Origin of the sequence: Pseudomonas sp. LB-090624, assembly GCF_003205205.1 — a bacterium.
Taxonomy (GTDB): domain Bacteria; phylum Pseudomonadota; class Gammaproteobacteria; order Pseudomonadales; family Pseudomonadaceae; genus Aquipseudomonas.
The window spans coordinates 149299-165320 of sequence record NZ_QJRL01000008.1 but is presented as its reverse complement, the minus strand read 5'-3'; the positions used below and the strand labels follow the sequence as shown (position 1 = coordinate 165320).

Below are 16022 nucleotides of genomic sequence, written 5' to 3'. Positions count from 1 at the left end.
CATGAATCAACTATGGAAACTATTGAAACGTTGGGGTCTGCCCCTGGTGACCCGGATCGGCCTGGCCATGCCGCTGCTGCTTGTGTTGGGTACCGTGCTGATGCTGGTCGCCATCTGGTGGCTCGGGCCGCAGTGGACGTGGCGTGAACAGCAGCCGCTGGCCAGCATGGCGCATCGCAGTCTGGCCAGCCTGGTACTCGTGCTGGTGCCGCTGCTGTGCTGGCTGGTTGTGCTGCGCAGGCGCTACGTTCGCTTGCAGGCAGAGCGCAAGCAGGCGGTGGCCGCTGAGTTGGACAGCGTTTTGCCGTTGGTTCGGGCACAAGAGAGGGCCTTGGACCAAGGGCTCTCGCGATTTCTTGACAGTGCAGGAGGGCGACGGGCCTTGTACCGATTGCCCTGGTACCTGGTGGTTGGCGACGAGCATGCTGGCAAGTCCAGCTTCATCGACCGCACGGAACAGAGCTTTTCGCTGACCCGGATCGACAAGGTGCAGGCGCGGGGCAGACAACCGCAGGCGCTGGCTTTCCCCATAGGCTGGTGGGTCAGCGATGATGCGGTGATCATCGATCCGCCAGGGGCCTTCATCAGGCAGGAATCGCTGGCTGGCTCGCTCGCCGACGATCCAAGTTCACAGCAGGTGCCGCCTGCAACCCCTGCCAGGCTGTGGCAGCACCTGTTGGATTGGCTGTTGCGCAACCGCAGCCAGAGAGCACTCAACGGCCTGTTGCTGGTCGTTGACCTACCTGCGCTGCTGCATGGCACGCCTGAACAGCGTGTTGCGTTGGCACAGGTGTTGCGCACTCGCCTTTACGAGGTCAGCAGTCAGTTGGGCTCGCGCCTGCCGCTGTATGTGGTGCTGACCAAATTCGATCTTCTGGACGGTTTCGACCAGCTCTATGCCGGCCTTTCCGTTGCCATGCGTGAAAAAATGCTCGGCTTCACGTTCAAGCTGGTTGCGGTCGGCACGTTCGACGCCTGGCTGGAAGAATATGGCGATCACTACGAGCAGTTGATCAGCCAGCTGTTTGAGCAGGTGGTGGATCGCCTCGATACCTTGAACAGTGCCCCGCAGCGCGCGCGCTTGTTCTCATTGCATGCCCAGTTGATCGGTTTGCGCCCGATATTGCTGGGTTTCTTGAAAGAAGCGCTGGCAAGTGATCGCTACACCACGCCCGCCTTGGTGCGGGGTGTGTACTTGTCCTCGGTCATCCAGCAAGGTGACATGTTCAACGCATTCGTGCGCGAGGCAGCCCAGCCGTACAAGACAGAGCTTCCGTTGCTTGAGGGTAAGGCGCAAGGCAAGGCGCTCGCCTACTTCATCCAGCATGCCTTCGGGCGTGTCATCTATAAGGAAGCCGGGCTTGCCGGGGACAACATCAAAGTGTCGCGTAGCAAGCGTCAGTTGCTATGGGTCGGTTCCGGGGTAGGCATTCTGGCTTTTTGTGTCGCCATCGCCAGCTGGCAACGCTACTCCGATATCAATGGCGCCAAGGCCGCCAACGTGCTAGCTAAAAGCCGGGAGTACAGCCATCACGAAGTGGATCAGCGCCTGGACCCGACTGGTCGCAACCTGCTGCAGCCCCTGGACCAAATCCGCGATGCGGTATCGGTATTTGGCGACTATCGCGCTGCGTGGCCGGGTGTTTCCGATTTTGGCCTGTATCAGGGCCGTGCCATCGGCCCGCGTGTCGATGAGGCCTACCTCAGCTTGCTCTCCAAGCGATTCTTGCCAGCCTTGGCCAGTGGCGTGATCGATGCCATGGATGCAGCGCCACCAGGCAGTGAACAGCAAATGGCCGCCCTCAGGGTTTACCGCATGCTGGAAGACCGTCAGAACCGGCGACCCGAATGGGTTGAAGAGTGGATGGCTCGCCAGTGGCAGCAGAAATTTCCAGGCCAGGGCCAACTGCAACGCGACCTCATGCGGCACCTGAAATACGCCTTGGCCTATGCCGATGCCGACCTGCCGCAGTACAACCAGCGTATCGCCGTGGTGCAGGAGGCTTTGCGCAAGGTCCCGTTAGCCGAGCGGGTTTATGCCGGCCTCAAACAGCAAGCGGGGGAGCAATTGCACACCGGGCTGGACTTGCGTCATCAGGTCGGGCCGGCCTTCGACGTGGTGTATCAGCCGTCCATGGGGACCAGAGTTGGCGATGATGTCCGGTTAGCGCCGATGCTCACGGCAAAAGGCTTCAAGGAGTATTTCGAACCACGCAGCCAGAGCTTCGCCGATATGGCGATGATCGACCAATGGGCGCTGGGTGAGCGCAGCCAGCTCGATTACTCGGATGCGGATCGGGAGGCGCTGAGCGAGCGGCTGCGCAACTTGTATAGCGCCGATTTCATCGACAGTTGGCGCCGTGCCTTGAGCGCCTTCTCTGTAGCTGACTTCCGCGACCTGGACCATGGCGTCACGATCCTGCAGCAGTTGACCGGGCCTGCGGCGCCGCTGTATCGGCTGCTGGATACGGTGAAGGACAATACCTCGCTTTCATCGACTGAAGCTGTCGACGCCGGGGACGAAGCCAAAGCGGTATTGCCCAAAGGCAGTAAGCCAGAGCAACAGCAGGCCTGGGCCATCCAGCGTGCCTTTGCAGGGCTGAGCGCCATGTTGCGGGCAACCGGGGAGAAGCCCAGCTACTACGATGAAACCCTTGGCGCCATTACCGCCGTGCATGACTACGCCAAGGCGGTGCAGGACAGCCCCGACAGAGGTAAAGCTGCACTCCAGGTTGTGCATCAACGTTTCTCGATGACGGGTCAGGATCCAATTGGCACCTTGCAGCGAGTCTCTACCGGCTTGCCAGAGCCGATCAACCACCAAGTCAGGAAATTGGCCGATCAAACGGCACAAGTGCTCAACATCGAAGCCCTGCGCGAGCTGGAGCGGCGCTGGGATGCCGAGGTGTACAGCTTCTTCCAGCAGCGACTGGCTGGGCGCTATCCCTTTGTAGCCAGGGCGCCCGACGCGTCCCTGGACGACTTCGAGGCATTCTTCGGGCCGAAGGGGCGACTGCAGCAGTTCAACGATCAGTACCTCAAGGTCTTCCTGAAGGACAACCTTGAAGCCCTGCAGGCCGGCCAGCAAGGCCACTCGTTGATTCGCAGCGACGTGATCGAACAGCTGGAGCGGGCAGATCGCATCCGCGAAACGTTCTTCGATCAGCGCGGCAACCTGAGCGTGCAGTTCAGCATCGAACCGCTGGGGCTGAGTGCCAACCAACGCACAAGCTTGTTGGACCTGGACGGTCAGTTGATTTCCTACACCCATGGCCCACGCCAGATCACTGGCATCGTCTGGCCCAATACTTTGGGGCAGCAGGTGCGTAGCAACCTGACCTTGCTCAGGCAGAACGGCAATAGCAGCAGCCTGGAGTACAGAGGGCCGTGGTCGATGTTCCGCTTGCTCAGCCGCGGTTCGCTCAATGGGCGGACGGCTACCAGTGTGGACCTGAGCTTCAGGACCGGGGATGGCGTGATGCGCTACCGGCTAAGCGCTGAGAAGGCCTTTAACCCCATTACCCAAGAACCGTTCAAGGGTTTCAAGTTACCGCGTGGGTTGTTGCAGCAGTCGCACAAGCTGACGCCAACCACTCAGGCCAGTCTATAAGCGATTCGAGGAGTAGCTCATGCAAACGGAAGAGCGAGTGAAACCGCTGAACTACTGTACGCAGGCCATCGAGCAATTGGAGTCGGAAATGCGCACCGTGCGCAAGGATATGCCCGGCATCCTGCATGCCCATCACCATGGGGCCGGAGCTGGCTGAGATGTTACCTGACACCGAGAAATTTCTTAAAGAGGAACAGAGTGGTGGGGTGGTTTACTCATTGTATTGGGAAGACGCCACGAGTCGCTTGACGCTGCCCATCGGTGGGGTGTTCATTCCGCATCAGAATGAGGTGGCGGACTATATTCCGGAGGAAGCGACATTGGTGGAGCGATTAGCGAGTGACTGGATGCTGGAGGTCGATCCAACCCGTTCCAAGATGCGCAAATTCAACATCGCGCCCACAATTCTGATGCCCGAAAAGTTCGATCATTGCTGTGAAGAGCTTGGCTATGAACGAACCTTGGCCTGTATCGCCCTGCTGAACATGAAGCGCAAGGCCAAAGGCAAGACACCCTTTTTCAATTACCGCGTGCTTCAGGTCGAGGCGCCACGAAGTGGTGCTGCGTCCATGGGAGGTCATCACGCGTCGCCCAGAGGGCACCTGCGCCGTGGGCACATTCGACGGCTGCAGGATCGCATGGTGTGGGTGAGGCCGGCCTTCGTGAGCCCGAGTGCGACGGGGGAGATGATCCACAAGGACTGTGCTTGCTTGAAAAAGCTAGTCTTTTCAGAGGGATAGATGCTTAGTAAGTGTCTCGTTTCCCGCTCCAAATATCGATGTGCAGAGTTCCACGGAAGTCTGTAAGTCGCTCAAAAAAGACGCTTCGGCGTCTTTTTTCGTTTCAGTCAAAGCTATCAGGATCCATGGGTATCCCGGAAGCTCCCTCGATCGCGCGCTGACCCGCAGCGTCAACTGATATTTTTGCCAGTGGTGCATCTCATTGGCTTTATCTATGTTGACCTTTAGTCAAAACGTAAAGGTCTGATCCATGGCTGCGTTCTTCAAGTACGTGCTTGTGGGCGTCTTCAACACTGCCATCCATGTTGCAGTATTCATCGCGATGCTGATGACTGGCAACCATCAGGCTGTGAGCAATCTGGTCGCCTTCATCATGGCGCTGTCATTTTCGTTTCTGGCCAATGCGAGGTTCACCTTCAAGGCCTCCGTGTCTCTGCCACGCTACCTGAGGTTCGTGGGTGGGATGGGCAGCCTCGCCGTGGCATTGGGCTATCTCGGCGACCGTTTGGATTGGCAGCCAATGTTCACGGTAACGCTGTTCTCTTTGCTCAGCTTGGTGCTGGGCTTCTTGTTCTCGCGTTGGGTCTTCATCGAGAAGCGCGGATGCATATTTCGCTGATCGTGCCGGTGTTCAATGAAGAGAAGGCGATCAGGCCGTTCTATGACGCGGTGCGCCGGGCGCTTGCCAATGAGGCTGATCAGGTCGAACTGATTTTCATCAATGACGGCAGCCAGGATGGAACTGAACGGCAGATTCGCCAACTGATCGCAGGGGACCCCGATGTTGCGCTGATTGACCTGTCACGTAACTTCGGCAAGGAGGCCGCGTTGTTCGCCGGGCTGGATCAGGCCAGCGGCGATGCCGTCATTCCAATCGACGTCGACCTGCAGGACCCGATCGAGGTCATTCCACAGCTGATAAAACAATGGCGGGCGGGTTTCGATGTCGTACTTGCCAAACGCCGTGATCGCTCATGTGACAGTTACTGGAAGCAATATACGGCGGCGATTTTCTACTTCCTGTTGAATCGCATATCGCAGATTCGTATCGAGGAGAATGTCGGTGACTTCCGCTTGCTTGACCGTCAAGTCGTGGACGTAATCAAGTCGATGCCCGAACAGCAACTTTTCATGAAAGGCATGCTGTCATGGCCAGGGTTCAGGACCGCAGTGGTCGAGTACGAGCGTTCTTCGCGAACGGCAGGAAGAAGCCGTTTCAACGGTTGGAAACTGTGGAATCTGGCTCTGGACGGGATCACCTCCTTCAGTACCGTGCCCTTGCGAATCTGGACGTACGTGGGAGGCACCATCGCCTTGCTCGCGCTGGCTTCAGCGGCCTGGCAGGTTATCGACAAATGGCTCTTCGGTAACCCGGTGCCGGGATATCCCTCGCTGATGACAGCCATCTTGTTTCTGGGTGGTGTGCAATTGATCGGCATCGGTGTATTGGGCGAGTACATTGGGCGTATTTATATGGAGTCCAAGCACCGGCCGCGATATGTAGTCAAAGGTATGGCAGGGGGGGGGCGCACGTCGCAAAAGGCTCGTCATCCTTTGAAGGAAGATTGATGATACGCCTAGAAATCGAGCGTAAATCCATTACCCACGCGTTAGCAGTCGTTTGCATTTTGCTCCTTGCGCTCGCGGTCAGGCTTTACCAGATTGAACTGCAGGTCGTCTGGTTCGATGAAGCCTACAGTGTGTGGCTGTCCAGAATGTCCCCAACGCAAGTCATCCTGTTTACCGCGCGCGATGTGCATCCCCCTTTGTACTACCTGATATTGCATGTCTGGATGGACTGTTTTGGTGATGGTGTTGTGGCCGTTCGTAGTCTGAGTGCTGTGACAGGTGTTGCCACTGTCGCCATGGGGATGCGGATCGCACATCAGTTTGCTTGCTGGCGTACTTGTGCAAAGGCGGGTTTGCTCTTGGCGGTTTTCCCTATTGGGGTCTACTACAGCCAGGAAATCCGCATGTACTCGCTACTCGGCTTGCTCATGCTTTCGGCCCTATATGCGCTACTGCTTTGGGGGCAGCGGCAGCGGCATCGATACTTGCTCGCGTATAGCCTGTTGATGGTCGCGGGATTGTACACACACTACTTTGCGGTACTGTGTGCATTGTCCTTTTGGTTGTATGTACTGTTGGCCAGGGGGCAGAACGGGCGATTGCTCATCTGGTCCAGGCCTTGGTGGATCTACAACGTGGGGATTGCATTGGCCTTTCTGCCCTGGCTACCCACATTGATCGAGCAGATCGGTCGCCCCAATCTGATAGCGTGGATAGCCACAGCGACACCGATGACGGTGCCGCTTGCTTTTTTGCGAGCATTCGCGTTAGACACGGACATGGCAGGCGCCAGTTTGCTGGCGATGGCCTTTACGTTGATTCTGCTTGCTAGCGCAACGCGCCTCTGGTGGCGGGACCGCGCATTGTCCCGACCCGGATCAATGCTCGTCATCTACTGTTTCATCCCGGTGTTGGTGACCTGGTTGGTGTCCTCGGTGAAACCATTGTTCATGGAGCGTTATCTGCTGTTTGCCTTGCTGGGCTTACCCATTCTGCTGGCCAGTGCACTGGCTGAACTCCGTCAGAGCTGGCGTGTGCTGTTACTGGTTCTTTGCGTGTTCTTCGAAGCGACAGGCATGGTAAATCTATACTGTCGGCAATTTAATCTGCGGGGCGGCGGTGAATGGGTCGACAACCGGCTCGACGCTGTCATGGCTCAGGTCAACTCACGATGGCTGCAAGGTGATGCACTGCTCGCCGATGACAGAGTCTGGTCATTGACCATTGATTTCTACAACAAGACTGGTACCCCACCGCTGGTCTACAAACCTTACTACACCGATCCTGCCACTGCATTGTATCCGCGCGTTGCACAACGGGTGGTCAATGACCCGCGAACACTGGAGCACCGTTACAAAAGAGTCTGGTGGGTCACCAGCGGCCCTGTGACGGAGATCGAACGTACGATGATGCGGAACTGGATCAGCCTGGCTGCGATCAGCAAAGGCGATTCGCGAGCACTACTGTTCGCGATGCCCGATCAATCGGCAAGCCGCGACTGAGCGATTCAGATGCCTGTGCCCGTTGCAGCCAAGTGCTTGAGTCATGCGCGCGGCAGAAGGGCTCAAACAGGTATTACATGTTTAGAGCTTCTGATCTCTGGGCCTCGATAGGTTGATTGCCCAATCATCCATCGGGCTTATGCCATGCAGACAGATCAAGCAACGACTGCTCCTGACCCCCTTGTTCTAGCGCAAGCTTACCAAGACAACCTCATTGCCAAGCGCCTGCCAGACTGGCTGAAGGCAGCGTCACAGCAGGAACTGCAGCAGCTGGGCAGGGCGATGCAGCGCAGCCTGGAGACGCGCCGTAACCTGTCCAGGTTAATGGCACGCATCCAAGGGATCGACACGTTTGCAACCTCGCTTCTGGAGTCGCAGATGCTGGTGCAGTTCGGGCATGAGTATCAGGTACGCCGCTGGGAAATGCTGGTTGGCAATCGGCAAGTGGTGATCAATACGGTACCCGTAGGCGCGCACCTTACAGAGGTGGAGTATGAGCCGATACCACTTGTGGAGGCAGCCCTGCGAAATTTCACTGAGGCAGAGTGTTCTTCGGATAGAACCCGGGAGGGTGCCCAGCCCAGGGGAAACCGCTTGCAGAACCGTCGACAGGGGAGTGTTACGCCCCCCAGTGCCGACCAGTTTGCACGGTTCTGCCGTCAGATAGATCTTGGCGGGCAATACCAGCGTCATCTGGACGAAGTGCTTCAGCCCACTGCCAGTTTCGACGATCTGGCAGGTGCTCCACGGTTATTGGCAGAGGCTCATCGAGAGGCGCTATTGGTCGACGCTTACCAGGCCAAGCTGAAAGGACAACTGACGCAGGCCGAGCTTCAACTCATCGTAAGCCTTTGTACCGACAACACGCTGGGGCGACTGAAGGGTGATCTTGTCGTCGCTAACCGTCTCCAACTGTTGGGCTTCACGATACAGCAGGTCGTGGTGCTTGCGGTTATGGATGAAGGCCTGATTCGCAATACGATAAAGCGGGTGCTGGTGCATATCCCGGGCGATGACCACGGTGCCTGGTGTGCATTCGCGAGTTTGCGCAAATTCGCGAATGCCTTGGGCCGACGGTTGCGCGACCCTGGCTATCAACAGTTCTTCAGTCGCTTTGTGCGCAGGCGCGATAGCCAAGCCTTCTACGGCGAGATCATTCCGGCCTATTCAGACCTGGTGATGACGGCCAATTACGATCTGGATGAAGAGCTCGAGCCGTACCGAATGCCGTTGTTCAACACACTGGCGATGGCACGTATTGAGCAGATCAAAGATGACGCGGCCATGATCGCTGTCCCTGTAGCGAAACTGGACCGGGAGGTAGAAGTTGCGCATAACCGGCGCCTGGCTGCAGAGGGGTGGACACTGCTGAATTTGGCGGGGCTGTTCGTACCCATCATTGGTGCGGGGTTGCTCGCGGTTACGGCGTGGAAGTTGCTGGGTGAGGTTTACCATGGCATGGAAGCCTGGCGCGAGGGTGATGATAACGAGGCCCTACGTCACCTGATCAATGTAGGGGGCGATGTTGCAGCGGCTGCGGTGACATCGGCGGGTCTCTTGTTGACGCGGCGTCTATGGCAAGGGGCAACAGTGGTAGACGAACTGGTGCCTGCCCACCTTGAAGACGGTACTGTCAAACTGTGGAACCAGGACCTGTCGTCGTTTCGTCGCGCGGCGCCTGGTGTAGGGGCGGTTCGCGATAGTCAGGGGATCTACCGCGTAGGGGAGCATGCATGGATCAAGCTGGATGATGGGTTCTACGCTGTTGCGCAGCAGGCGTCGACGGGTGAGTGGAAGTTGGTTGCGCAGCATGGACACGCACCGTTGTTGTGCCACAACGGCGCCGGTGCCTGGCGCTTGTGGAGTGAGCAGCCTGCTCAATGGGACGATACCTTTGCGATGTTCCGACGTTTGGGAGGTGATGCCCAAACACTGGAGGATGAACACATAGCACATGCCTTGGCGGCGGATGGTATGAGCGCGGATCACCTACGCGCTGTGCATGTCTATGGTCAACGGGTAGATCCTGAGCTCATGGACACGGTATTGCGCATCAAGATCGACCAGCGGATTCAGGGCGCCATTCGTGATCTGCGGGAGGGTGCCCAGGTAGCCGATCAGGTGCTGGTGGAGCAGGCACAGCGCTTGTTGGAAAGCACCACACTCCATGGTGCTGACTTGGCCGATCGGATTTCGGTTCGCCGTCGTGAATTGTTCCAGCGCTTGTACGACGGTGCGCAAGAGAGAGACTCACCGGGCGTGGCGTTTCTTCGCCGGGCGTTCACAAGTTTGCACGGGGCTGCAGCAAGGGGGCTGTTGCGTGCTGCCAGCGTGGCCGACCAACGATTGGTCGAGAGCGGCACCCGCATTGCTTTGCGACTGTCCGAGGCTGCGCGGCTTAGCGTGCAGCGTATTCGCGTTGCGCGAGTGATTGAAGCATTCCTGATCGAGTCTCCCCAGAACGCGGATACAGCACGCGTTGCGGTGGCGATGTTGAAACACCTACCCAACCCTGCAGCAGGGATTCGCTGGCGCTTGCTCGACACCGGCAGTGGTGCCGATATCGTCTTGACGGAGGGTGAACTGGGCAGCCAGCCACGAGGCTTGCTTCACCGTGCCGGGAAGTTCCAGTTGCTGGATGACCAGGGTAATGCCGTAGGCACTCCCGGAGAGTTATTCGAAACCATGTCCGCTGCTTATAGCGTAGAGCAGCGGCAGCAACTGGGTATCGCAGACCCCTGCGCACACCATCTTCGGGTTTTGTTAGGCAGGCAGATTCAACTGCGGCGGCAGGAAGTCGAGAACCTGTTTGCACCACAGCACGATGCCAATGCCTGGTTCAAGCCTGTTCGTCGGTTGAGCGATGGACGTATGGGTTACCCGCTGAGTGGGCGTGGAGCTGCAGGGAGCTCGCAAGGACGAAGGCCGCAAGCGTTGATCGCCATGGTTCGTGCCATATACCCCTCGTTCTCAGCGGCGCAGGCTGATGCCTGGATAGCGGACATCCAGGCATCGGGTCTAAATCTTGAAGCAGAGCTTGCCAGGCTGGGGAGGGAGTTGCAGTTATTGGGCACAGAGCTCTACCAGTGGCAGATGCAAGCCCCGTTGGGGGCTGAGCGCAACGCCAGGCAAGAGTTCAGGGAGGCGTTGAGAGCGTGCTGGCAGCGACGTCTTTCCTTCTCAAGATCTGCGACGGGGCAGGAGCAGAACTACCGGTGGAGTGTTTTCAATTTGTCCTTGCCAACAATCCCTGAACTCCCCGAGGGGGTCAGTTTCAGTCACCTCACCGAGTTGGCGTTATTCGAGCTGGGGCTGACTTCGTTGCCAGAGCGCTTTATACAGGCATTCCCGAATCTGCGAACATTAGAGCTGCCTGGCAACCAATTGACCCGGTTGCCTCCTTCTCTCATGCAGATAAGGTCTTTGCGTAGCCTGGACTTGTTTCGTAACCAGATTACCTTGGATGCGGGGCAGGCGACGATTTTGTCGTGCTGCGAATCGTTAGGGTATGTCAACTTGTCTTTCAATCCATTGGGGCGTGTTTTTTCTGTCAGTGGCTTGAGCCGGTTGCGCCATTTGCATATGCGCAGTACGGGCATCAGCGATTTTCCGAATGCGCTGGTGAGTCGTCCGGATCTGTTGCTCGCTGATTTTCGTGATAACCAAATAACTGCGATACCCGAAGCGTTCTACCTGGCTCCCGGCTGGGTTCGGCGCAGCATTTTGATAAGAGGAAACCCGTTGACCGAGGTGGAGTCTCAGCGCTGGGACGCTTCGCAGGGACCGGTAAGTGCAATGGGAGAGGCGTTTACGGTTGAACCGTCGGACTCAAGGCGGCAATGGCTGGATGCTTGTCAAAGGGCACGACGCGGCGAGTTCTCGCTGAGGTGGGACAGTTTGCAAAGTGACCCTGGTGCCAGTGAATTCTTGGCGATGCTCGCGACACTTTTACGCTCAGCGGAGTTTCATCGAGCACCGCGGGCATTGGCTGACCGTGTATGTACGATGGTTGAGGCTGTGGCTGAATGGTCCAGCTTGCGGGAGGAGGTGTTCTCCGGGGTGACTGAAGTCAATTGCCAGGACGATGCGGCGCTGTGCTTCAGTAATCTGGAGGTGCGTATGTTGGTATGGCAGGCGCAGCAGAGTTCTGACCATCAGGCGGATGGTTTGTTGCACTTGGGAAGACAGCTGTGGCGCCTGGATCAGGTTGATCGCATAGCATTAGAAGATATCCGAGCCAGGCGTGAGGCAGGCGGTAACCCGGACGAAGTTGAGGTGGGTCTAGCCTATCGACTGTCATTGCGTGATGCACTGGATCTGCCTGCGCAACCCAGCGACATGCTGTTTGGTGAGATTTCAGGTGTAGACGAGCGACGAACGGCGGCTGCACTGGCGCAGGTCCAGGAAGCTGAATCCTCAGTAAGCGTTGCGGCCTCGATGGTGGAGAGAGCCTTCTGGCAGCGCTATCTACAGCGCACGCATGGGGAGCAGCTTGATGCGCTTGATGCGCCTTTCCACAACCGCCTGGCGGCGCTGATGGATGAGCGGAGCTTTTTGGACGGTGAGCGCTTGGAAGCGATGAACCGCGTTCGAGACGAGCGTGAGGCTGCACGGCGTCAGCTGATGCGGGAGTTGACCGTGCCAATGCTGGAGGCAAATGACGCCCCCCGTGGTACTGACGATGCCAAGCTACCCCAGCCATCGGGTACCTCTGCAAGTTGACTGGGAGGCGCGGGTTACCGATGTTCTTTCGTCATGGTGGGCACTTCCGGTGCCCACGCAAGGTCATTTATCGGTAGGTCATGGTGAAGTCCAGCGCCCCGTTGGCCGACCCTGCGGTCACCGTTGGCGCTGTCTGATAGTAGCGCGCCTTGAAATGCAACACGGTCTTGTCGACAACCAGTGGCGTGACCGCTTCATCCTGCTGAAGGGGCATCGGGCTACCGGTACTACGCAGTAGCTGGATGCCTATACCCGTTGCGCTACCCGGCTTGTTGTCCAGGCTGAACACGCCCTGTACTGGCTCCAAGGGCACCGACCCTTTTGCCCCTTCCAGGCGAATATAGGCGCTGGCGATACCGCCGGCTGGGTCGTCTCTGCAATCGCTGAGGGTGACGTAGAAGTCCTTCGCATCGGTGTAGCTGCCGGGCCCCGTGAAATCTGCGAGGGTATAGGTTCCCAGTTGCACCGGGTCGGCGCTGACCGGGTTCGCCAACAGGGTGCATTGTGCTTGCTGCACTACGCCGCTGACATGAATGTTCAGTGCATCGCCAAGAAAGCTTATTTGGCTACGGACCATCTGGCCCCTGAAGAATTGCCGCCCGGTAGGGATCGGTCCGGTCTTGATCAGCGCCATGGTGCTGTAAAGTTCTTTGATCTGCAGGGGGGTTACGCCTGAGTACCGGTTATTCTCACCCGTATAGGGGATAGCGACGTCATCTGTCGGTGTGAATGAATTGCTACCACCTCCGTTGAAAGGGAAGCCCAAGCGGATATACAGGCCTACCCCCTTTATCCCGGTTTCGATCACCTTGCCATTGACGTCCCAGGGACCTACCTGAGGCAGGGGCCCAGGGTACAGGGCGCCGGTGGGCGACGCCTGGAAGGTTAATGTGCCGGTGCCGTCATTGATGCAGCGGATTTTACGCTCGGTCACCTCGGGTGTGGCGAACGTTTGCACCGTGCCGATGAGGGTGCCGATGGGGGCGTCCCGGGCTACCCACGGCGCGCCAAGGTCTATGTAGTAACTCAGCGGGCCGGCTGTGCTATCCCAGGTGCAGCTGGGCGCGGCATACGCCTGACCGGCGAAAGCGAGCATGGCGAAGGCCGTGCAGAGGTGTCTGATTGCGGGCATGGGAAAATCCGTAGGTGAAGCGCCAGTGTTGGGGCGATGTGTTCAAAGGGGTGGGCAGGTGAGCGTCTGCGAGCGGTAGCCTTGGCGAAGCTCCATCTGCGCCGGGGCGATAGGTAACCGACACGCTTGGTCATCAGCCTTGCCCCAGCGCACGTTCAGGGTTTGCGGATCTGTGCCGGTGGCGATCAGCGCCTGACCACCCTGGCCGACGATCGCCAGGCTATTGCCTTGCGCGTCGCTGACCTGCGTGCCAAATGGCAACGGTTGCCCGCGGCTGTCCTGCAAAGTGAGTATCAGGCGGGTGACTTGCCGTGCGGGGAAGGTGGCCTTGACGATGGCGCCGCGGCGCGGTACGACCTGTTGGGTGCCGTTTTCTACCTCGACCTCTGGGCCAAGTTGGTCGGTAAGCAGGTTCAACTGGTTTACCCGGTACGGGCGCAGATGCGGTGCCACGACATATCCGCTGGCATCGGTGCGCGCGCCAGGGGCGTTTTCCACGCCCACCCCCGCAATAGAAGGCACTTGGACCAAGGCAGTGGTTTCACCCAGGTAGGGCGTCAAGGTGATGCCGCCCTCATGGGCCAGCAGGCCGCCGCTGGCGTTGACAGAGAGCGTGCGGCGGTCACTGCTTTCGCTGAGTCCCGCGCCATAACTGGCATAGGCACTTCGGTAATTCGCCGAGAGCTCCAGGTTGTTGCGGCCCTGGTCATCGCGACTGACAGCTGCCTGGTAGCCCAAACGGTTGTCCAGGTCGCTGCCGCTGAGGCTGGCGCGTTCGTTGTGACGACCGCCGCGTTGTTGCACATCGAAGGTGGCACTGCTGCTGTTGCCCAGGTTCAATGGAATCGTGACGCTAAGGCCAACCATGCGATCGTCGAAGTTGCTGCGGCCAAGTGACTGCGAGGCGAAAAGGTTGTAGCTGATGCCACGATGCTGTGTATTGAGTTGAAACTGGTACTGCCGGCGCTGCCGGTTGCTGTTCCAGTAGTCGTCCTGGGTCAGGTTCAGGCTCAGGGAGCTGCGTGAACCCAGTGGCTGCTGTACCGAGGCTTCTACGCGGCTGCGGCGGTTACCCCTGTAATGGCTGTCGACATTGCGTTGAGCTATCGCTTCATCGAAGTCACGGTAGCCTTCGGTGGAATAGCGGTAGCCGGCGAAGCGCAGGTTGGTGCGGGTCTGGAACGTTTTGCCGTAGCGTGCGGCAAAGCTCTGCCCAGTCACGGTGCCCAAGGCTTGACCTACGTCACTGGTGGCGTGGGTGATGTCCAGCGATACAGCGCCAACGGGGCCGAAGTCGCGACCCAGTCCCAACAGCCCGGCCCGGTAATGCTCGCCACCTTGCGCGCCAGTGTACAGCGTTGTTTTCCAACCCAGCCCGCGTGCCAGGGTGGCCTGCCACAGTTGCGGCTTGTCCTGCCCGTTGATGGCGTTGTAGCGCCCGAACGCTGCGCTGTAGCGCCATACGCCTTCGCGCAGCAAGCTGCCCAGGCTGGAGTAAGGCTGTAGAAAGCGACGTACCTGCCCGTCGGCTTCGGTAAGCACGATCTCCAGCTCGCCGCTGCCGCCGCCAATGCCCAGGTCATCGATTTCATAGGGGCCAGCCGCGACGTAGGTGCTGTAGATCGGGTAGCCATTGTGCAGTACTTCAAGCTTGGCGCGGGTTTGAGCGACCCCACGGATAACCGGGGCGTAGCTTTGTAACACATCAGGTAGCATGCCCAGGTCCGAGGCCAGTTGCACACCTTTGAGCGGCAGGCTGCGAAAAACCTCGCCATTGCTGAAGGTTTCGCCAAGGGTCAGCGTGCCCCAGGTGCCGGGAAGGTCGGTTTGGGCATAGGTATTGCTGCGGGTCCAGCGCCGTTGTCCGTGTTCATCCTCGCGCAGGCTCTGGTTGCTGCGCAGGCGCCAGCCGCCAATGTTCAGCCCGCTGTTCAGGTACAGGTCCTGCTGGCTGCGGCCTGGGCCACCTTTCTGGCTGCTGTGCATGGCGGAGGCTTGGTAGTTGACAAAGCCGGCGTTGATGCCCTGGTCCCAGCGTTCTGGCGCCACGTTGCCTGCTGCGTCGCGGCGTAACGCCGCTTGGGGGATGGCGATGTCGAGTTGCAGCTGGCTGTTGTCGAACTCGACCTGGGCACCGGGCAATTGGGCGGCCAGGTCAAGGCACTGCTGGTTGGGCGCCATGGGGGTAGCCAGGCGGTCCAGCCGCAGGCCCAGTTCGGCCATCAGCTCTGGGCCCAGGCAGGGTAACAGCCCTTGGTCTGGGCCATGCTCCTGGAAATCGAGGGTATAGTCACCGGCGTGGGTCAGGTTCACCCGCACCTGCACGGTGTAGCGCCCGGCAGTCATCGGCCGGTGGGCCGCCAGGGCCTGCAGGGCCAACTCGGCACTGCCATGCGCCTGGCCAGGGGACTGGCGCAGGAAACCACTGTGGAATGTCAGATCGGGTTCGTTGGCCTGTGCAGCCGGCAGCAGACAGCTGCCACCCAAGGCCAGCAAACGTGCGAAACGAAGGCGCGACGGCGGCTGCCGACGCCGTTTGGCGCGTAGCATGAGGATGTCTCGAATGATGTCGGAGGTGGCCGCGTCGCTGCCGAGTGCTCAGGGCAGGAGGCGTGTTGTGTTGACCAGACTCCCAGGCTTGGGCGGTGAGTCAGGCGATGTGAGGAGGGTAGAGAGAGGAGTGGGAACGGTATGTAGGAGGGTTCTGAGCGGGGACGGGATTAGTCCATGAAACTATAAGCCGTCTG

At 58.9% G+C, this 16022-nt stretch carries 9 protein-coding genes; 7 read left to right on the top strand and 2 right to left on the bottom strand.

Going from position 1 to position 16022, the window contains the following annotated elements; genetic code table 11:
- Window position 1 precedes the first annotated feature (1 nt).
- The 7 genes from tssM (at window position 2) to DMX11_RS11050 (ending at window position 12143) form a co-directional block, all read left to right on the top strand.
- On the top strand, window positions 2-3610 hold the full coding sequence (gene tssM / locus DMX11_RS11075) for a type VI secretion system membrane subunit TssM (RefSeq protein ID WP_110744572.1): 3609 nt from the start codon (window positions 2-4) through the stop codon (window positions 3608-3610).
- 19 nt (window positions 3611-3629) lie between these two features.
- Window positions 3630-3767 carry a hypothetical protein gene (locus DMX11_RS25975; protein ID WP_158286174.1) on the top strand — a complete coding sequence of 46 codons (138 nt, stop codon included), beginning with the start codon at window positions 3630-3632 and terminating at the stop codon, window positions 3765-3767.
- Window positions 3736-4350, top strand: a complete 615-nt coding sequence (locus DMX11_RS11070; RefSeq protein ID WP_146230353.1) for a hypothetical protein — start codon at window positions 3736-3738, stop codon at window positions 4348-4350. The genes DMX11_RS25975 and DMX11_RS11070 overlap by 32 nt, the downstream gene beginning before the upstream one ends.
- Before the next feature lie 250 nt (window positions 4351-4600).
- Entirely contained in the window at window positions 4601-4969 is a 369-nt protein-coding gene (locus DMX11_RS11065) for a GtrA family protein (protein ID WP_110744570.1), read from the top strand.
- Window positions 4954-5919, top strand: a complete 966-nt coding sequence (locus tag DMX11_RS11060) for a glycosyltransferase family 2 protein (protein ID WP_110744569.1) — start codon at window positions 4954-4956, stop codon at window positions 5917-5919. Before DMX11_RS11065 ends, DMX11_RS11060 begins: the two co-directional genes overlap by 16 nt.
- Entirely contained in the window at window positions 5919-7421 is a 1503-nt protein-coding gene (locus DMX11_RS11055; protein ID WP_110744568.1) for a glycosyltransferase family 39 protein, read from the top strand. Before DMX11_RS11060 ends, DMX11_RS11055 begins: the two co-directional genes overlap by 1 nt.
- Before the next feature lie 144 nt (window positions 7422-7565).
- Window positions 7566-12143: an NEL-type E3 ubiquitin ligase domain-containing protein gene (locus tag DMX11_RS11050; RefSeq protein ID WP_110744567.1), complete on the top strand. Its 4578-nt coding sequence runs from the start codon at window positions 7566-7568 to the stop codon at window positions 12141-12143.
- A gap of 67 nt (window positions 12144-12210) precedes the next feature.
- Here the strand turns inward: DMX11_RS11050 and DMX11_RS11045 are convergent, their stop codons facing one another.
- Together DMX11_RS11045 and DMX11_RS11040 are read right to left on the bottom strand one after the other, a co-directional pair.
- The gene (locus DMX11_RS11045; protein ID WP_110744566.1) at window positions 12211-13275 is read right to left on the bottom strand and encodes a fimbrial protein; all 1065 of its coding nucleotides are present in this window, start codon (window positions 13273-13275) and stop codon (window positions 12211-12213) included.
- A gap of 42 nt (window positions 13276-13317) precedes the next feature.
- Window positions 13318-15825, bottom strand: a complete 2508-nt coding sequence (locus DMX11_RS11040) for a fimbria/pilus outer membrane usher protein (protein WP_110744565.1) — start codon at window positions 15823-15825, stop codon at window positions 13318-13320.
- Window positions 15826-16022: the final 197 nt, after the last annotated feature.